The sequence below is a fragment of the Tautonia rosea genome (assembly GCF_012958305.1).
Lineage (GTDB): Bacteria > Planctomycetota > Planctomycetia > Isosphaerales > Isosphaeraceae > Tautonia > Tautonia rosea.
On sequence record NZ_JABBYO010000006.1, the window covers coordinates 327,713 to 343,962 of the forward strand.

At 62.8% G+C, this 16,250-nt stretch carries 13 protein-coding genes and 1 pseudogene; 6 read left to right on the forward strand and 8 right to left on the reverse strand.

Annotated elements, in window-relative coordinates; all coding sequences use genetic code 11:
* Window positions 1-26 precede the first annotated feature (26 nt).
* The 3 genes from HG800_RS13010 to HG800_RS13020 all read left to right on the forward strand — a co-directional run bounded on the left by HG800_RS13010 (window position 27) and on the right by HG800_RS13020 (window position 4,087).
* Window positions 27-968 (forward strand): rhomboid family intramembrane serine protease, encoded by a 942-nt coding sequence (locus HG800_RS13010; RefSeq protein ID WP_169977053.1) that lies wholly within the window; start codon window positions 27-29, stop codon window positions 966-968.
* Window positions 969-979: 11 nt separating this feature from the next.
* The gene (locus HG800_RS13015; RefSeq protein WP_169977054.1) at window positions 980-2,230 is read left to right on the forward strand and encodes a dolichyl-phosphate-mannose-protein mannosyltransferase; all 1,251 of its coding nucleotides are present in this window, start codon (window positions 980-982) and stop codon (window positions 2,228-2,230) included.
* A gap of 249 nt (window positions 2,231-2,479) precedes the next feature.
* Entirely contained in the window at window positions 2,480-4,087 is a 1,608-nt protein-coding gene (locus HG800_RS13020; RefSeq protein WP_169977055.1) for a protein kinase domain-containing protein, read from the forward strand.
* A gap of 65 nt (window positions 4,088-4,152) precedes the next feature.
* Here the strand turns inward: HG800_RS13020 and HG800_RS13025 are convergent, their stop codons facing one another.
* The 5 genes from HG800_RS13025 to HG800_RS13045 form a co-directional block, all read right to left on the reverse strand.
* Window positions 4,153-5,070 (reverse strand): uracil-DNA glycosylase, encoded by a 918-nt coding sequence (locus tag HG800_RS13025; protein ID WP_169977056.1) that lies wholly within the window; start codon window positions 5,068-5,070, stop codon window positions 4,153-4,155.
* A gap of 62 nt (window positions 5,071-5,132) precedes the next feature.
* A complete protein-coding gene (locus tag HG800_RS13030) occupies window positions 5,133-6,488 on the reverse strand; it encodes an NAD(P)/FAD-dependent oxidoreductase (protein ID WP_169977057.1) in 1,356 nt (451 codons plus the stop codon).
* Window positions 6,489-6,620: 132 nt separating this feature from the next.
* Window positions 6,621-8,039 carry a HEAT repeat domain-containing protein gene (locus HG800_RS13035; RefSeq protein ID WP_169977058.1) on the reverse strand — a complete coding sequence of 473 codons (1,419 nt, stop codon included), beginning with the start codon at window positions 8,037-8,039 and terminating at the stop codon, window positions 6,621-6,623.
* A gap of 189 nt (window positions 8,040-8,228) precedes the next feature.
* Window positions 8,229-9,692 (reverse strand): metal ABC transporter permease, encoded by a 1,464-nt coding sequence (locus HG800_RS13040; RefSeq protein WP_169977059.1) that lies wholly within the window; start codon window positions 9,690-9,692, stop codon window positions 8,229-8,231.
* Entirely contained in the window at window positions 9,689-10,975 is a 1,287-nt protein-coding gene (locus HG800_RS13045) for a metal ABC transporter permease (RefSeq protein ID WP_169977060.1), read from the reverse strand. Before HG800_RS13045 ends, HG800_RS13040 begins: the two co-directional genes overlap by 4 nt.
* 149 nt (window positions 10,976-11,124) lie before the next feature.
* Here HG800_RS13045 and HG800_RS28415 point away from each other — a divergent pair.
* Window positions 11,125-11,946, forward strand: a pseudogene (locus HG800_RS28415) (FkbM family methyltransferase).
* Between the two features lie 17 nt (window positions 11,947-11,963).
* Here HG800_RS28415 and HG800_RS13060 read toward each other — a convergent pair.
* Together HG800_RS13060 and HG800_RS13065 are read right to left on the reverse strand one after the other, a co-directional pair.
* The gene (locus tag HG800_RS13060; protein ID WP_169977062.1) at window positions 11,964-12,797 is read right to left on the reverse strand and encodes a metal ABC transporter ATP-binding protein; all 834 of its coding nucleotides are present in this window, start codon (window positions 12,795-12,797) and stop codon (window positions 11,964-11,966) included.
* Window positions 12,794-13,612 (reverse strand): metal ABC transporter solute-binding protein, Zn/Mn family, encoded by an 819-nt coding sequence (locus HG800_RS13065; RefSeq protein ID WP_206352248.1) that lies wholly within the window; start codon window positions 13,610-13,612, stop codon window positions 12,794-12,796. The genes HG800_RS13060 and HG800_RS13065 overlap by 4 nt, the downstream gene beginning before the upstream one ends.
* 403 nt (window positions 13,613-14,015) lie before the next feature.
* Between HG800_RS13065 and HG800_RS13070 the strand changes: the two genes are divergently transcribed.
* On the forward strand, window positions 14,016-14,450 hold the full coding sequence (locus tag HG800_RS13070; RefSeq protein WP_169977063.1) for a hypothetical protein: 435 nt from the start codon (window positions 14,016-14,018) through the stop codon (window positions 14,448-14,450).
* Window positions 14,451-14,615: 165 nt separating this feature from the next.
* A complete protein-coding gene (locus tag HG800_RS13075) occupies window positions 14,616-15,038 on the forward strand; it encodes a hypothetical protein (RefSeq protein WP_169977064.1) in 423 nt (140 codons plus the stop codon).
* Between the two features lie 17 nt (window positions 15,039-15,055).
* Here HG800_RS13075 and HG800_RS13080 read toward each other — a convergent pair whose 3' ends face one another.
* A complete protein-coding gene (locus HG800_RS13080) occupies window positions 15,056-16,180 on the reverse strand; it encodes an MlaD family protein (RefSeq protein WP_169977065.1) in 1,125 nt (374 codons plus the stop codon).
* Window positions 16,181-16,250: the final 70 nt, after the last annotated feature.

Here is a 16,250-nt window from a genome sequence, read left to right on the forward strand (position 1 = left end):
CCGATGTGATGTTAGGATGGGTTCTCATGCGCCAGATCGGTTTGTTGCCCGAAGAGCAGGCCCTTCGCTTCGCGGATTACCTGCTGACGCTGGGCATCACCTCTCGCATTGTCGGAGGGCCCAACGGTTGCGCGGTCTGGATCCATCGCGAAGATCAGCTTGACCAGGCCCGCGATGAGCTTCGGCAGTTCCAGGAGAACCCGAACGCGCCTCGCTATCTCGATGCCCGACGTGAAGCCGAGGCCGTTCGGCGTCGTAGGGACAAGGAAGAACGCGACTACCAGCGCAGGACTGTTGATCTCCGCAACCGGCTTCAAGGGGCTTCCTCGCTCGGCCCGGTCACTCGGGGTTTAGTGACGCTGTGCGTCGCTCTGTTTCTGTTCAACTGGTTTGTCTATCGAGGCAGCTTCCTCTCGCCTCTTTCCAATGCCCTCTATTTCACCGAATGGTACGTGACCGAGGACCGGCAGCTCGCCAACCGGGGGCTCGATCCCATTGCCGGAGGTCAGATCTGGCGCCTTGTCACCCCAACCTTGCTGCACGGCAACTTGCTTCACCTGTTTTTTAACATGTACATGCTCGTGCTTCTCGGCGGGGCTGTCGAACGTCGCAGGAGGCGAGGAGAATATGTCATACTCTTGCTCGTCGCGGCGGTTCTGTCCGACGTGGCGCAGTTCTTCCTGCCCGACCTGTTCACCGTCCCCTCGGCTCGGGGGCCGGATGCTCCCTTCGTCGGTATGTCGGGCGTTCTGTATGCCCTCTTCGGCTACGCCTGGATGCGAGGCAAGTACGATCCGGCCTCAGGCCTGCAATTGCACCCGCAAACCGTCGTCTTGCTGCTGGCCTGGCTGGTGATCTGCGCCTTCAACCTGCTTGGACCGATCGCCAATACGGCCCACGTGGCCGGTCTGCTCGTGGGCGTTGGGTTTGCCTTCGCGTCGATGGCACGTGATGGGGTGTTCCGGTGAGTCGGCCGGAGGTGTCGCGTGGTCTCCGTGCCCGGCACGGGTTTCTCGTTCTGGCCGTGCTGATCGTGATCATTGGCCTGGCCTTCCGGGCCGCATTGATGCTCTCGTTTCGGCACACTCCTCCGAGCGATCCCGACAACTACTTGATGCTCGCCCAGTCGCTCGCCGAAGGCCAGGGCTTCCGCATTGCGGACCGGCCTACCGCGTATCGACCTCCGCTCTACCCGCTGGCCCTGGCTCCGGGAGTGGCCCTCCTCGGCTTGCCGGCAACGGCCTGGGTGGTTGCCTTGCACCTGGCTTCCGGTGCAGCCGCGATCGGCTTGACCGGCCTGGCGGCGCGTCGATGGGGAGTTTCCGATGGGGCCACGGCTCTGGCCATGCTTGTCGTCGCCTGCGACCCGGTGCTGGTTTCCCAGACCCGAGGAGTGATGACCGAACCTCTCGCGTCGGCGCTGGTTGCAGGGTTGCTCGCGTCGATCGGCCCCGTTCCGACCTTCGGCTCGGCTCTGCGAACCGGTCTGATCGCCGGTGTCGCAGCACTCTGCCGTCCCAGCTTGCTCCCGGCGGCGCTGCTGATTGTCGCGGCGTTGGCACTTCTTTCGACGGGCCGCTGGCCGCGCCGAGCGATCTGCTCGGGAGTCATGCTGGCGGCCCTGACCGCGACCATGGCCCCGTGGGCCATTCGCAACGCCCTGGTCCTCGGTGCCCCGGTTTGGACCACCACTCACGGTGGCTACACGCTCTTTTTGGCAAACAATTCCGCCTATTACGACGATGTGCTCAAGGGGCCGATGCCCGTCTGGACGGGACCGAATCAGGCTCACTGGTTTGCCGAGGTCAACCGCAAGGCCGAAGGAATGCCAGAGCCGCAAGCCGATCGTTGGTTTCGACTTCAGGCGGTGGGTGTCATGATCGATCGTCCGACGGAGGCGGGGCGGGCCACGCTCGAACGGGTCGGCCGTTTCTGGGCCGTGGCTCCCTCCTCGGCGGTCTACTCCAAGGGACTTCGGTGGCTGACGGCCGGCTGGACCATTCCGCTCTGGGGGTTGCTTCTCCTGGGGCTGTTCCGTCGGCCGACGTGGCAATGGCCACGCATTGCGGCCCCGTTGGCATTGCTCTCGCTTGCCATGGTTCATAGTCTTTACTGGACTGATTTGAGGATGCGAGCACCGGTCGTTCCTGCCATTGCCCTGATCGCGGTGGGGGGAATTGGCTCTGCGGGGGGGCGGAGACCCTGTCACACCTCGCCGACTGCGTCGTAAACGACAAGATGCTCTGGTTGGTCGGTTCCCAGCGAGGTCTGGTTCCTTTCAGGATGATTGTGTGGCTTCGGTGGATTGCCGGGCATCTTCCGATCGCCTGTTCCGAGTCGCAGTGGTGGCGGGGGAGTCGGTTGCGTCTCCGACCGCGATTGGTCAGACTCGATTGCATCGGTGCTCAAATCCTTCGCCCTGAGACCGTTGGGCCGGTCAGGGGCCTCTGAGAGCCTGAGTCCAGTCAGGATACGCGCGATGTCCGATTTCGATTCGGAAATGCTACTCGAGCGGGCGACCCTGCTCGGACTGATCTCTCGGGATCAAGCCAACGAGGCCCGGATCGACGCGCAAGACGGTTCGGTTGAATCGATCCGCCGTGCCTTGATGCGGAAACAGTTTCTGACGAGCTGGCAGGTCGACCGACTGCTCAAAGGTGAGGCCACAGGCTTCTACTACGGGGGCCACGAAGTCCTCTTTCACCTAGCCGAAGGAACCTTTGCCCGTGTCTATCGCGGGCGGAAGCAAGGTTCTGGCGAACCCGTCGCCATCAAGGTACTTCGCCAGCGGTTCACCCAGGATGCCGAATCGGTCGAACGCTTCAACCACGAAGCTGAAGCCGGCATGAAACTGGTCCATCCGAACATCGTGCGCATTTATGACTACGGCGCGCAAGATAATCGGTACTACATGATCATGGAATTCGTGGAAGGCTCAAACCTTCGCGATTTCCTCCGCTATCGTCACCGCCTTGAGCCGGCCGAGGCCATGCCCTTAATGCTCGGGCTGGCCCAGGGGCTGGCACACTCGTTGAGCAAAGGGGTGACCCACCGTGACATCAAGCCGACGAACATCCTGATCAGCTCCAGCGGCCAGGCGAAGCTCGTCGACTTCGGTCTTGCGACCATTGAGGGTGACGAGCGGAAAATGGCCCAGGCCCACGGCCAGCGCACCGTCGACTACTCGGCCCTCGAACGCACCTGCGGCAGCCAGAAAGGGGACCCGCGTTCTGATATCTACTTCCTCGGCTGCGTCTTTTACCAGATGATCACCGGCCGGCTTCCCTTGCCCGAGGTCGAGGCCGACGACTTCCTCGCCAAGATGCTCAAGCGCAGTTTTGGTGCCATCAAACCGATCAGCGAGATGGACCACGCCCCCGATCCGGAGCTCTGCCGCATCATCGAAAAGATGATGAAGATGGATCTCACCCTGCGCTACCAGAGCATGAAAGAGGTCGTTGCCGATCTGGAAGCCTACTACCTGGAAATGACCGGCCAGGCTCCTCCCAAGGCCGAGGTTGAGGACGAGGAAGAATTCGACATCGAGCGACTGTTTATGCGTCGCCTCGCGGAGGATCGGGCCGCCCAGGAATCCGCCGTATCATCTGCCGCCTCTGCACCGTTGCCAGACGACGAGGATTTCGAGTTGGGGATTGCCGAGGAATCGAATCACGGCGACTCCCCTTACGAGGTTCCGGCAATCAAGCAGCGCCGTGTCCTCTGCGTCGAGACGCAGAACGCAATTCAAGACGCTTTCCGTAAGACCCTTTCTCGCATGGGTTACCGGGTCCTGATCGTCAGCGATCCTGAGATCGCCGCCGAGCGTTACCGCGAGTCACCGGTTGATGTTGTGGTCTTCGATATCGATGGCATGGGGGCCAACGCGCTCGACGCCTTTATCGACATGCACGAGAAGGCGCACGAAGACGGCCACGAGCTGCATGCCCTGGTCTTGCTCGGCCCCCGGCAAGGGCATCTGTCCTCCCGGCTGCCCAAGGATGACCGGCTGATCGTCCTCGTCAAGCCGATCAAGATGAAGCAAGTTCAAGATGCCTTGAGCCAGCTTGCTCCCGTCCAGGCCGGTTGACCAGCCGTTTTGAGCAGAACAAGAACATCGGGTGCGGGGCGGTCCTGATCGCGATCACGCGATGTTCAGCCGCCCCCGCCTCGTTTCTGGATCGGGATGCCCATCGCTTTCATGAGCATTTGCAAGTCTTCCCAGGTGTCTTTCTTGGCAGAGGGATTCCGGAGCAGATAGGCCGGGTGCCAGGTCGCAATCGTCGGAATCCCTTTGTAGCGCTGCCACTTGCCCCGAAGCCGTCCCATTGGCATCGACGTATTCAATAGCGTCTGCGCGGCTGGCTTGCCGAGCAGGCAAAGAAACTCGGGTCGGATGATCGCGATCTGCCGTTCCAAATAGCCGATACAGTTCCGCACTTCCTCGGGCTCGGGATCGCGGTTGTTCGGCGGTCGGCACTTCACGATATTGGCGATGAACACATCCTGTCGCCTCAGGCCCATACCCTTGGTGATCATGTCGTCGAGCAACTTCCCCGCCTTGCCCACGAAAGGTCGGCCGGTTTCGTCTTCAGTCTGACCTGGGCCTTCGCCCACGAACATCAGGCGGGCCGAGGCGTTCCCCTCGCCAGGAACCGTGTTCGTTCGATTGGCGCAAAGAACTTCGCAACGGACGCACGAGGCAATCTCCTCGGCCAGCACGCGGAGTGCTTCGGGACGCTCCTCGGGCGGGATGACCGGCTCGCTGATTCCCGGTTCGTCGAACAGCGACCCGATCGTCGCCGGAGTGGCGGGAGGCGGAGTCGGTGCCGCCGGGCGTCGCCGAGGAAGGGGTGCGACGGTCGCGGAGGAATCGGCCTCCTGAGGTTCCGGCTGATCGACCACCGAAGCCCGAGGCGGCTCGGCTCGGGAGGTTCGAGGCACGGCCGAAGCAATCATCGAAGGCGTGATTGCTGGGAGCGGTCCTAGCGGAGCCCGGTCGACACCGGCTCGGGCCAGCGACTCAAGGCGCTGGCGGACCTGGCGAATCAGGCGTTGGTGGTCAGCGTCCATGCGCGTCACGTCCGGAAGGAAAGCCAACGATGGGTCGAGCTTCGAAATCCCCATGAGATCGCTCATGACGACGGAGGAGCCTGGGCGCGGTTCGTCTCAGCGATCACGGTCGTGGTGGTCAACTCCGGCTGCTTTTTCGTGAGGCCGTGCCAGGTTGTGGTGATTAGCCGGGCGCCTCGGTCGTAGGTCAGATACGAGTAGGCCCACTGAATCATCACAAGCAGCCGGTTCCGGAAGCCGACCAGAAAGAAAATATGCACGAACAACCAGAGGAGCCAGGCCGGGAGCCCGGAAAATTTGAAGCCCCGCAGATTCGCCACCGCCGAGGCCCGCCCGATTGTCGCCAGTAACCCTTTATCGACATAGTGGAACGGCTTCCGAGGTTTTCCGGAAATCTGCCGGAGAATGCTTCGCGCTGCGTATCGCCCGGCTTGCATGGCGGCTGGGGCCACTCCAGGAACCATCTCCCCATCCTGAAACATGGCCATCAGGTCTCCGACCACGAACACCTCGGGATGGCCGGGTACCGTCAAATCCGGTTCCACCTTCACCCGCCCTGCCTTGTCCAGCGGTGCTCCAAGACTCCTGGAGAGGGGAGAGGCAGCCACCCCTGCGGCCCAGATCACCGAGCGGGCCTCGATGCGCTCGTCGCCGATGTTCACTCCCTCGGAATCGATGTGCGTGACCCTGCTGTTGAGCCGCACCTCCACTCCGAGGTGTGCCAGTTGCTTGAGGGCCGATTCCGACAGGTCGTCGGGGTAAGCCATCAGCACCCGAGGCCCTCCCTCCAGCAACAGAATGCGCGCCTGAGTCGGATCAATTCGGCGGAAGTCTCGGGCGAGCGTCTTTCGCGCCACTTCAGACAACGTGCCCGCCAGTTCGACACCCGTTGGCCCGGCCCCGATGATGACAAACGTCAAGGCGGCCCTTCGCTCCTCCGTGTCCGATTCCCGTTCGGCGACCTCGAATGCCGAGAGCACCCGACGGCGGATTTCCAGGGCATCCTCAATGCTCTTGAGCCCCGGAGCATCCCGTTCCCATTCGTCGTGGCCGAAATACGAATGCCCCGCGCCGGTTGCGACAATGAGAAAATCGTACGAGATCTCTCCTTGATCCAGCACCACGAACCGACGTTCCGGGTCGATCGTCTGGACCTCACCCATAAGCACACGAATGTTTTTTGATCGCCTGACGATCCGACGGATCGGCATTGCGATGTCCGATGGATTCAGGGCCGCCGTGGCCACCTGATAAAGCAAGGGTTGAAACAGGTGGTGATTCGTCCGGTCAATGACCGTCACGTCCACCGCCTTGCCCCCCAGCACCTTCATGGCCGCCAGACCGGCAAAGCCCGCCCCGAGGATGACGATCTGGGGGCGCTCCGAGCGATTGTCGTGCGAAATCGATGAACCAATCATGATTTGAGTGTACGCACGAATCTATCCCGCGTGAAGGGCCCTTGGTCGATCAATCGGCCAAGGGTGATGTCCAGACACCGGTCCGTGGTACGAACCGAAGAAATCAACCAGGCCATCGCGCCTGCGATCCACTCACGGCTGAGGAACGAGCCGAGCGGGTCGGTCTTCTTCGGCCGGAGGACGGAACTCGGTCCGCAGCCATCGGTTCCAGGCCGAGACATCGTAGCCCAGGTTCGTGCCGGTCAGGCGCTCCAGCGCGGCCAGGACTTCGACGTTCCGGTGCTGGTACTGGCGAACCACCTGTCGAGGAACCGGAGGAGCCGGAACCGGAGCGGTTACCCCACCCACATTCCCCATCACCACGCCGGTCCCCTGTCCGCGGTACTGAAAGATGGGAACCGCCTGGGCTCCGAAGGCAATGGCTCCGGGGGCCACGGCCGGACCTGTCAGCACCGGGATACTCGGCCCGCTTCCGATACCAAAGGCCGGACCTCCCGAAGCGCCGAAATTCACCCCCATCCCCATGCCTCCGCCGACCGGCTCGCTTGGGACCAGAACCGTCTCGACCCGCTTCTGCACGCTCACGAGCGCAGGAATCAGCTTCGGCACGGCTTCGGTGGCCCCCAGACCTGCCAGCGCCCAGGCGGCCCGACCCACGCGATCGGGGTCTGACTTGCCCAGCTCTCGGATCAACCTCGGCGCAACCGTCGGATCACGGCGACGGGCCAGTTCGTTGAGCATCGACAAGCGAACCTGCTGATCTTCCTCCCGGACCACCAGATGCACCAGCCCGGAGACGGCCAGGGGATCGTCGATCGTTCCGAGAAGCTGGGCCAGAATTAGCCTCAGCTCGACTCCTTGCCGACTGAGCCGGTTGACCAGCGGCACGACGGCGTCGGGGTCATTGATTTGACGGAGTTGCTGTTCGGCCTCGGCCCGATCGTTGGGGTTTCCTTCCAAAAATGTCTTCACCAGCACGTCAATCCGCCGCGCCCAGGCCTCCTGAGATTGCGTCATGCGCTGCTGTTCGTTCAGGTCTTCCTTTTCCTCGGGAGTGACCCATCGGCCGCCGTGCTTGACCAGGCCTTGCAGTTGCCGACGCTCGTCGTAGGTGATCCAGCGCCCATCGAAGAAGACTCTTCCGAGCTTCTTCTGTGCCAATGCGTGATGCTCGTCCAGCTCGGCGGCTCGACCATGATGCACCAGTGCCGGACCCGACAGCCCTTGCTCCTCGCACCAGAGCCCTAGCTCGAAATGGGCATCGGCGCTCTCCTCGATCGTCTCCCGACGCTTCAGGTACTCCTCCATCGGAGAAGCTTCCGGAACAATCTGCTCGATCTGATCGCGCCGGAAGACATACGGACGGGACGCCGTGGCCGTGTAAATCTCCACGTACCCGGGGCGATCCTCGATCGGCACCACCGCGCCACGAAGTGTTCCCCCCCCTCGGATCTTAACCTGATCGGCCCGGGCCTCGCCGGTCGAGCCGGCCAGGGCCGCGACCAGGGCCGCGACCCATGCTGCTGCCGTCGCTGTCCGGTTGCGTCGCATCTCGACCCCCCGTTGAGGTTCTCTTGGGTGCCCATCGCGCGAGTCGGCCAATGACTTGCCAAGCAACACGTCGATTTTACGACCCCGACCCCGACATCGGCAACGGAACGTCTACAGTTGTTAAGTGGCGTAAGATTTGGATTTTCGGAGGTTTGCGTCGTGGCGAAGGGTTAGGGGAGAGGGTGGTCGTCAGTGGGGATCGTCCCCCTCCTCGACCGTTGGCCAAAGCTGGGCCTCGTCGGAGCGGTCGCGCGAGGGAGCCTCTGGAGGAATGCTCCGACCGTGAGGATCGGCGGCCGGGGCCTGAAGCGCGGCGTCCAGCTCGGCACGGAGGCCGGGGCCGATGAAGTGCTCCAGCCGTTCAGCCGGGTCGTGCAGATGGTCGGGCGGCAGGTCGAAGTGGGTGCTTAGGTACGACTCCCAGAGCCGGTGAGCACGAACCAACTCTCTGGCCTCGGCCCGGCCGCGATCGGTCAAGGTCAGCTCGCCGCTTTCCGAGACGCGGACGAAATCTCCCCGACGCAACTGCCCGAGGGCGACCGCTTCAATCCACCGATCAGAAATCGAGGTCGCCGCGGGAATCTCGCGCTCTGTGGGGAGTGGAAGCGCCGACGAGTGTTCCTCGAGCCGGTAGAGCCGGGCCAGGGTATCCTCCCGCGCGATCCGCAGCGACAGCCGAAGCCGGGTGATGACGCGGGCCAGCATTCCCTGGTTCGGTGCCAGAATTACGGCCGTTGCGAACAGGATTCCCGCAACGACCGCCATCATGCCCGCCACACTCGAATTCAGGGCGACCGCCCCCCGATACCCGAGTGCCGAGCAAAGCAACGCCACCCCCGAGGCCGTCAGCATCATCTTCGGCAACCGATCGCTCAGAAGGTGGGCCGTGGCCGCAGGTACAATCAGCATCGCCACCACCAGAATGGAGCCAACCGCCTCGAACGCCGCCACTGTCACCCCGGCGACCATTGCCATCAAGGCGTAATGGATCACCGTTGCGTTGATGCCCACGGCCGTCGCCAGCGGCGCGTCGAATGAGACGAGTAACAGTTCTTTCCAGAGTACGGCCACGAACCCGAGCGTTACCAGGGCGACCGTCCCGAGCCCCCAGAACGACCGCGGGACCTCCAGCCCTCCCATCGGCCTACTGTCCAGCGGGGCCAGTTCTATCAGGCCGTACAACACACATCCGGCGTCGAGGTCCACATCGCTCGCCGCATGGGTGATCAGCAAAACCCCTGCTGCAAACAAGGAGGTGAACACCACCCCCAGGCTCGCGTCTTCCGGCACCTTGCCGAGCCTGCTGAGCAACTGCGTCAATACCGCCGTGAGGATGCCGACGACCATCGCACCGAGCACAATCGCCGGGCCGATCAGCTGCCCGCTCAGCAGAAATCCCAGGGCAATCCCCGGCAAGACCGCGTGGCTGATCGCGTCTCCCAGCAGGCTTAATTGTCGCAAAACGAGGTAACAGCCCAGAACCGCGCATGGCAGGCTCGCCAGAACCCCCAGCACGATCGTCCAGCGGCCGATCTCGTCGCTCGCCGCCAGTGCCCAGCCGGTCGGGACCATGACTGCGAGAATCGACAGAACGGTTCCCCCTCGTCCTGCCATCCAACCTTCCCGCGTCGACGATGCAGACGCCTCGGTCATGGTGCCAGCTCCCTCGGCTCCAAGTCGGGCAATCGTCCGGTTGCTCGTAACGACTCCTCCAGCTCGGCGATCAGATCGGGAGGCAATACCTCGACCGATTCCTGAGACAGATCGGCCATCGTCCCCGCCAGTTCCGGAGCGTGCAGCAGAAACTGCTCCCAGAGCCGCTGGTCCCTGGCCACGGCCCTGGCTCGTCGCAATCCGTCTTCAGTCAGGGTCATCATGATCCCCCCCGAATCAGGCTCCATGCGCAACGCTCCTTGACGGACCAGGCGAGCCAGGATCGCCCCTCGTCGTCGGTTGGTGCCGATCCGATCAAGTTCTTCCGCGGTGTTGATCGGGCGAACGGTCGGCAGATCAGGCTCGACCCGATCGTAGAGTCGGCGCAGCATCGCCCGATCATCGAGCGATCGCCGGAACCTCCAGGCCGCCACCGCCCGCCCGAGCACCCCCCGCTTTGGCGCGATCAGGACTGAGAGCAGAAAGACCGACGCCCCGACCAGCACGATGATCGGCCCGGCCGGCATCTTTGCATATTGGGCACTCAGGGCGGTGCCGATGAGACCAATCGACAGCCCGAACACGGTCGCCAGCACGAGCAGCGGGCTGAGTCGGTCAGTCCAGAACCGTGCTGCCGCCCCCGGAAGAATCAACAGGGCCGCCATCAAGACCACCCCCACCATCGGCAAACCGAAAACGACCGCCAGCGCAATCAAGCCCATCAACAGCAGATCAAGCCGCAAGACCGGCCACCCTTGCACCCGGGCAAAGTCGGGATCGAAGACCGTCAGCTTGAATTCCTTGTACGCCAGCAGGATCAGGAGCAGACTGACCAGCGACACCCCGCCGATGATGAACACGTCTTGCCGAATGATCCCCGCCGTCTTGCCCAGAATGTACGAGTCGAGCCCCGCCTTGCTGCCGACGCCCGGCGTGTTCTGGACAATCCGGCTCAGAACCACCCCCGCACCAAAGAAGACGCTCAACACGATGCCAATGGCCGCGTCTTCCTTCACCCGTGTTCGTGATCGCAATCCTGAGATGACCGCCACGCCCAGCAATCCTGAGACGAGTGCCCCTGCGAGCATCGCCGGCAGGTTCCGCTGTCCCACAAGGAGAAACGCCAGGGCCAGCCCCGGCAGGGCTGCGTGCGCCAGCGCGTCTCCCGTCAACGATCGCCTTCGCAAGACGGCGAAGCTCCCGACCAGCCCGGCGTTCGCCCCCAGCAGGCCGGTGCCAAGCAAGACGATCAGCGTGTTGTAGGACAAAAAGGATGCGGTCATGACCGAGCCTCCGGCCCCCATCGTCCGGGGTTCGCATTGACCCTTTGCGGGGCTCGTGCGAGAGTACCGCCTTGCGATCGTCCGCGCGCTGAGAGGACGTCCACTTTGCTCCATCCTTGCCAGGAGGGTTGTACCGCATGTTGCCGCGGATGATCTCCTACGCCGGAAATTTTGAAGACGTCTTGCTCCGTCGCGCCTTTGCTGACCAATCCACCGGCTTTTTCATCGATGTCGGTGCGTACGACCCGGTCGAGGGTTCGGTCACGAAGCATTTCTCGAACCTGGGCTGGCGAGGAATCAACATCGAGCCCGACCCCGCCCCCTTCGCTCGCCTCTGCCACGATCGGCCAGACGACCTCAATCTCAACGTGGCCCTCTCGGATCGAGAAGGCACCCTTCGCCTCTACACAGCCGACGGCGCCGCGCATCCGTCCGTCGATCGAAACCTGATCACCGGATGGTTTGGTGCCCGTCCCGAGGATGTCCGCGCAATCGAACTGCCCGCCACCACCCTGGCCGCCGTCTGAGAAGCTCATGTTCCCGCCGGTCAGACCATCGATTTTCTCAAGATCGACGTCAAAACTCATGAAGATAAAGTTTTGCGTGGAAATGATTGGAGCCGTTGGCGTCCCCGGGTCTTGATCGTCGAGTCGTGGGCGTTCGAACGCTGGGAGCCGACACTTCTGGCCGCTCGATACCACTTCACCCTTTTCGACGGCATCAACCGCGTCTATGTCCGAGACGAAGACGCCCACCTGATCGCCCCCTTGAGTGTGCCCGTCAACCAGACCGACAACTTTGAAATCTTCGGCTATGCCCAGCAGATTGCCGAGCTGACCCATCGTCTCGAGACCTACCGGCAGATCGGCCCTCGGGCGCTGAACGTGGCCCGTTGGCTCCACGATCGAGCCGCTCGCCACCCCCGGCTTGCCGCAATCGCCCGCAACTGGATCGGTCGAGCGGCTGGCTGAGTTCCCGCTTGGACGCCTCACTGACTTCGTTCCTGAGCCTGAACCGCCGCCCCCGCCGCTTCGAGAATGGCCAGCCGACCTCCATAGGTCTTGCGCAAGTTCTCGGTCGTGAAGGTGGTTGCGGTCGGACCATGAGCAATCAGTCGCATATTCAACAGAATGGTGTAATCAAAGTACTCGGAAACGGATCGCAGGTCGTGGTGGACGACGAAGACCGTTTTCCCCTCGCCGCGAAGGACCCGCAGCAGGTCGAAGATGACCGCCTCGGTCGCGGCATCGACCCCCGCCATCGGCTCGTCCATAAAGTAGACCTCGGCCCGCTGTGCCAGGGCCCGAGCCAGAAACGTCCGCTGCTGTTGGCCGCCGGAGAGTTGGCCAATCTGTCGATCGGCCAGGTGAAGCAAACCGACCCGATCCAGGCACTCTTGCGCCCAGGATCGTTCACTTTTCCCCGGCCTGCGGAACCAGCCGAGTTGTCCATAGGTTCCCATCAGCACCACATCGAGCACCGTCACCGGAAACTCCCAGTCCACGCTCTCCCGCTGGGGCACGTAGCCGATCCGACGCCGCTGGGCCGACACCCGCTTGCCGAACAATCGCACGGTACCGCTCGCCATCGGCACCAGACCAAGAATCGCCTTGATCAAGGTGCTCTTGCCCGCGCCGTTCGGCCCGACAATCCCGGCCAGACATGGCCCTTCGATCGTTAGGTCCACATCCCAAAGAACCGGCTTACGTTGATAGGCGACTGTCACGTCGTGGACGTCGAGCACGGGGGCAGGGGGGGCTGACCCCGAGGGTGTATCACGTTCCAGTGCGTTGGCTCGATCGAGGAACGAAGCGGAGTTCATTTTAGCGCCTCCGTGATGGTTGACACGTTATGCCTGACCATTCCCGCATACGTTCCACCGGAAGTCCCCGGCTCTCCCATTGAGTCGGAAAAGAGCTCCCCACCAATCCGGACCTGATGCCCCTGAGCGGCACAGCCTTCGACCAATGCCCGGATATTGCGATCACTGACGCTCGCCTCGATGAACACCGCCGGCACCTTCCGATTGACCAGAAGATCCACCAGTGCGTTGATCTCGAAGACCCCCGCCTCACTCTCGGTACTGATCCCCTGAATCGCCTCAACCTCGATTGCGTAGGCCCTCCCGAAATAGCCGAAGGCATCGTGTGCCGTGACCAGCAACCGGCGCGACTCGGGAATCCCCCCAATTCGCTCCCGGACCTCCGCGTCGAGCCGGATCAGCTCATCGCGGTACCTCTCGGCGTTGCGAGCATACTGTGTGGAGAACGACGGGTCGAACCCGGCCAGGGCATCTCGGGCCGCATTGACCACCTCGGCCCACAACCTCACGTCGAACCAGACATGCGGGTCCACCTGCCCGCCACTCGTTTCCATCAGCTCGCCCGACGCGATCCCGTCGGCCAGGGGAACCGAAGGCTTGCTTCGCCCGAGCCTTTCGAAAATCTCGCCCATCTTCCCTTCAAGATGCAACCCGGAAAAGACAATCATGTCTGCTCGTGACAGGGCGATGATGTCTCCCGGTGACGGCTTGTACAGATGAGGATCGACTCCCGCCCCCATCAAGACCACCACCTCGACTCGATCTCCCCCGACCCGTTCCACGACCTCGCCGACCATGCCGGTCGAGCAAACCACACGAATCGGTCCCGATCCCGCATACGGTTCGATGCCCCGGCGGCTTGATTCCGCAAGATCACCGCACCCCGACGCCATCAGAATCAGTGCGATCAGGCCAGCCCGCAAGACCCGAGCCGCGTTTTCGCTCCAAGCCCTTTCCTTGCACGCATCCCGTGCAAGATTCACACGGGTCAATGCCGATTGCAGATCACAACCCACGGCAAATTTTCCTTTCCTCAATCGAATTCAACATCACTCATGCGATTTTACGCAACCATCATGGGAGACGCAATTCAGTTTTTTGGAAGACCGAAAAACGTTTCGTTGGAACAGTGGGGCTTAGCGTTGTCTTCCTGGCGAGCGAACCGTGGTGAGTCGGATCAACAAGTAAGTTTCCGAATCAATCTCAAAGGAGCGAACAATGTCCCGATGGTTCAGGATGGCCTTCGGTCTCTCGATGCTGCTGATCATGGCGGGCAGGGCAGAGGCTCAAGGGTGGCGAACGGCTGCCCCCACGCCTCAGCCGCAGGGGTACGTGGTCGGTTCTTCGACCTTGCCGGTCGTAACCTCCCCTTCGACGCTCGCGTCTGGCTACGGGCGTCGTGTCGCCTCGGGGGGGCTGATTGAGACGGCCGCCCGGCGGATCAATCCGTTTGCGGCGCCTTCGAGGGCCGGGAATGTCGCTTTTGCTCCACAGGTCTATCGCCAGCCGCCGATGGTCCCCAGCACTCAAGTGAGGCGTCCCCTCTTCGGATCGCGAACTCCAGGCTACCGGATTGTCGAGCCTTCGACCCCGCTCGGCGTTCCGACCACCGGGACGATTCCCAGCGTAAACTGCCCGACCTGCCCGAAGTGAGGTATGCTTTGATGTTCGAGGCCGCCAGGTGCTCCTCGTCGATCGCCTGGCGGTGTTTCGTGGCATTCTGGGGGGGGCAAGATCATCGGATCGCGTTGATCCGTTCCGAGGTCCGATCGACCAGGACCATGCCTCTGCTGTCATTCTCCTGGAGCACCATTAGAGATGAGGCAAATTGTTGTCGTGGCCGTGATCGGGACCGCGATCTCCTTCGGCGCGGCTCGACTCAGCCTGGCTCAGTCGGTTGACGTCAACGGCGTCCCAATGGCTGCTCCGATCTACGATGCTCCAGGATACTATGGCATGGCCTGGGGTGTTGCGAGCTACGGTGTTCCCCGAACCCATTCGAACTTCGCCACCCCCTTCGGTGGTGTCGGATACGGATATGGATACGATCCGTATGTGCTGCTTCCTGGATCGTTCGGGGCCTCGCTCTGGCGTCCCGGCTCGGTCAATCCGGGCGATTACTCCGCGCCAGGCCGCTACAGCACCTTCCCGATTCCCCGAGGAGGGGTCACGCCTCCGTGGGGGGTTCCGGTTGGGTTTTATGCTCCCGCGCTTGGTCCTCCGATCATCGTTCAGCCCTGAGCGTCACGTCGATCTCCTCACGAGGCTGCTTGAGGGGTGAACAGGATGATCTCGACCCGACGATCGGGAGAGGTCCCCTGTGGTTCGGCAGAAATCATCCGGGGCCGATGGCGTCCAAACCCGACGGCGGCGACCGTTCTCGATCGAAACCAGCCTGCCGAGTCGATTCCGTGGTTGTCGACCAGATATTCGCGGATCGCCTCGGCCTGCTGCTGGGTCAATCGCTCTGCCATCAGGTCATCGAGCGAGTTGTCGGTGAACGACGCGATGACCACCTCGGTCTTCTTCGTAAGATGCTCCTTGGTCCACTCGGCCACGCTGTTCAGCTGCTCTCGACCCGCCTTGGTCAGTACCGCCCGACCAGGATCGAACAGGTCGGATTCGGAAATCGTCATCGATTTTCGGCTTGCGTTGGGCCGGTAGAGCGCCAGGTCCCGGTCGTCATAGCCGCGGCGGGTGAAATAGCGCGAAATGGGCCAGGTGTTCTTTAATGCATCCAGATTGTCTTGAATGTCGGCGAGCGTCTGTTCGCCACGGTCGGTGAGTTGGACCAGCCGGTTCACCGGTTCGTCGTCCGTCAAGAGCCGGCCGAGGGTGCCTTCACCACCTCGGATGGCCGAGGCAATGGCGTTGACCTCGGCCAGCCCTTCTTCGGCGGACCCGGCCACGGTGTCGAGCCGTTCAAGGGCTGCCGACGCCTTCTGCATCAGGTCGGCCAGTTCCAGCGGTTTCTCACTGGCAATGACACCGCCGTCGGGCAGAATCTCGGCCTCGGCGCTTCCCGGGCGGATCTCGACGACCCGGGCACCGACGACCCCCTGAGTGACAATCCGGGCCTCGGCATCGGTCCGGATCAAGGGGCGGAGCCGGGCGTCGATCCGAAGCGTCAGCCGGACCGGATCACCTGGGGTCGAGGGCGGAACGATCGCCTCGACCACCCCGGCATCGACCCCCTGGACGAAGACGCGGCCTCCGGGCTCCAGTCCGCTGATCGAATCGAACGCGGCCGAGAGATGATAGGTGTCCTGCACCTGCCAGTTCTTTCCGGCCACCTGGACCGCGCCGAAGCCGGCCAGTCCCAGAAGGCCCAGGCAAAACACCCCGTTGGCCAGGGCTCGCAGCGGTCCGATCTCTCGATGCATGGCTTGCGCCCCTTGGTGCTGATCTCATCGGGGAGGGTGGTGCCGCTTCCCCGTCCCCCGCGTCGATTCG

What these genes read in the sequence shown, in the direction of transcription:
- HG800_RS13010 (WP_169977053.1), top strand. Translation starts at nt 27, where the DNA reads ATGCGCCAGATCGGTTTGTTGCCCGAAGAGCAGGCCCTTCGCTTCGCG.
- HG800_RS13020 (WP_169977055.1), top strand. Translation starts at nt 2,480, where the DNA reads ATGTCCGATTTCGATTCGGAAATGCTACTCGAGCGGGCGACCCTGCTC.
- HG800_RS13025 (WP_169977056.1), bottom strand. Translation starts at nt 5,070, where the DNA reads ATGGACGCTGACCACCAACGCCTGATTCGCCAGGTCCGCCAGCGCCTT.
- HG800_RS13030 (WP_169977057.1), bottom strand. Translation starts at nt 6,488, where the DNA reads ATGATTGGTTCATCGATTTCGCACGACAATCGCTCGGAGCGCCCCCAG.
- HG800_RS13035 (WP_169977058.1), bottom strand. Translation starts at nt 8,039, where the DNA reads ATGCGACGCAACCGGACAGCGACGGCAGCAGCATGGGTCGCGGCCCTG.
- HG800_RS13040 (WP_169977059.1), bottom strand. Translation starts at nt 9,692, where the DNA reads ATGACCGAGGCGTCTGCATCGTCGACGCGGGAAGGTTGGATGGCAGGA.
- HG800_RS13045 (WP_169977060.1), bottom strand. Translation starts at nt 10,975, where the DNA reads ATGACCGCATCCTTTTTGTCCTACAACACGCTGATCGTCTTGCTTGGC.
- HG800_RS13060 (WP_169977062.1), bottom strand. Translation starts at nt 12,797, where the DNA reads ATGAACTCCGCTTCGTTCCTCGATCGAGCCAACGCACTGGAACGTGAT.
- HG800_RS13070 (WP_169977063.1), top strand. Translation starts at nt 14,016, where the DNA reads ATGTCCCGATGGTTCAGGATGGCCTTCGGTCTCTCGATGCTGCTGATC.
- HG800_RS13075 (WP_169977064.1), top strand. Translation starts at nt 14,616, where the DNA reads ATGAGGCAAATTGTTGTCGTGGCCGTGATCGGGACCGCGATCTCCTTC.
- HG800_RS13080 (WP_169977065.1), bottom strand. Translation starts at nt 16,180, where the DNA reads ATGCATCGAGAGATCGGACCGCTGCGAGCCCTGGCCAACGGGGTGTTT.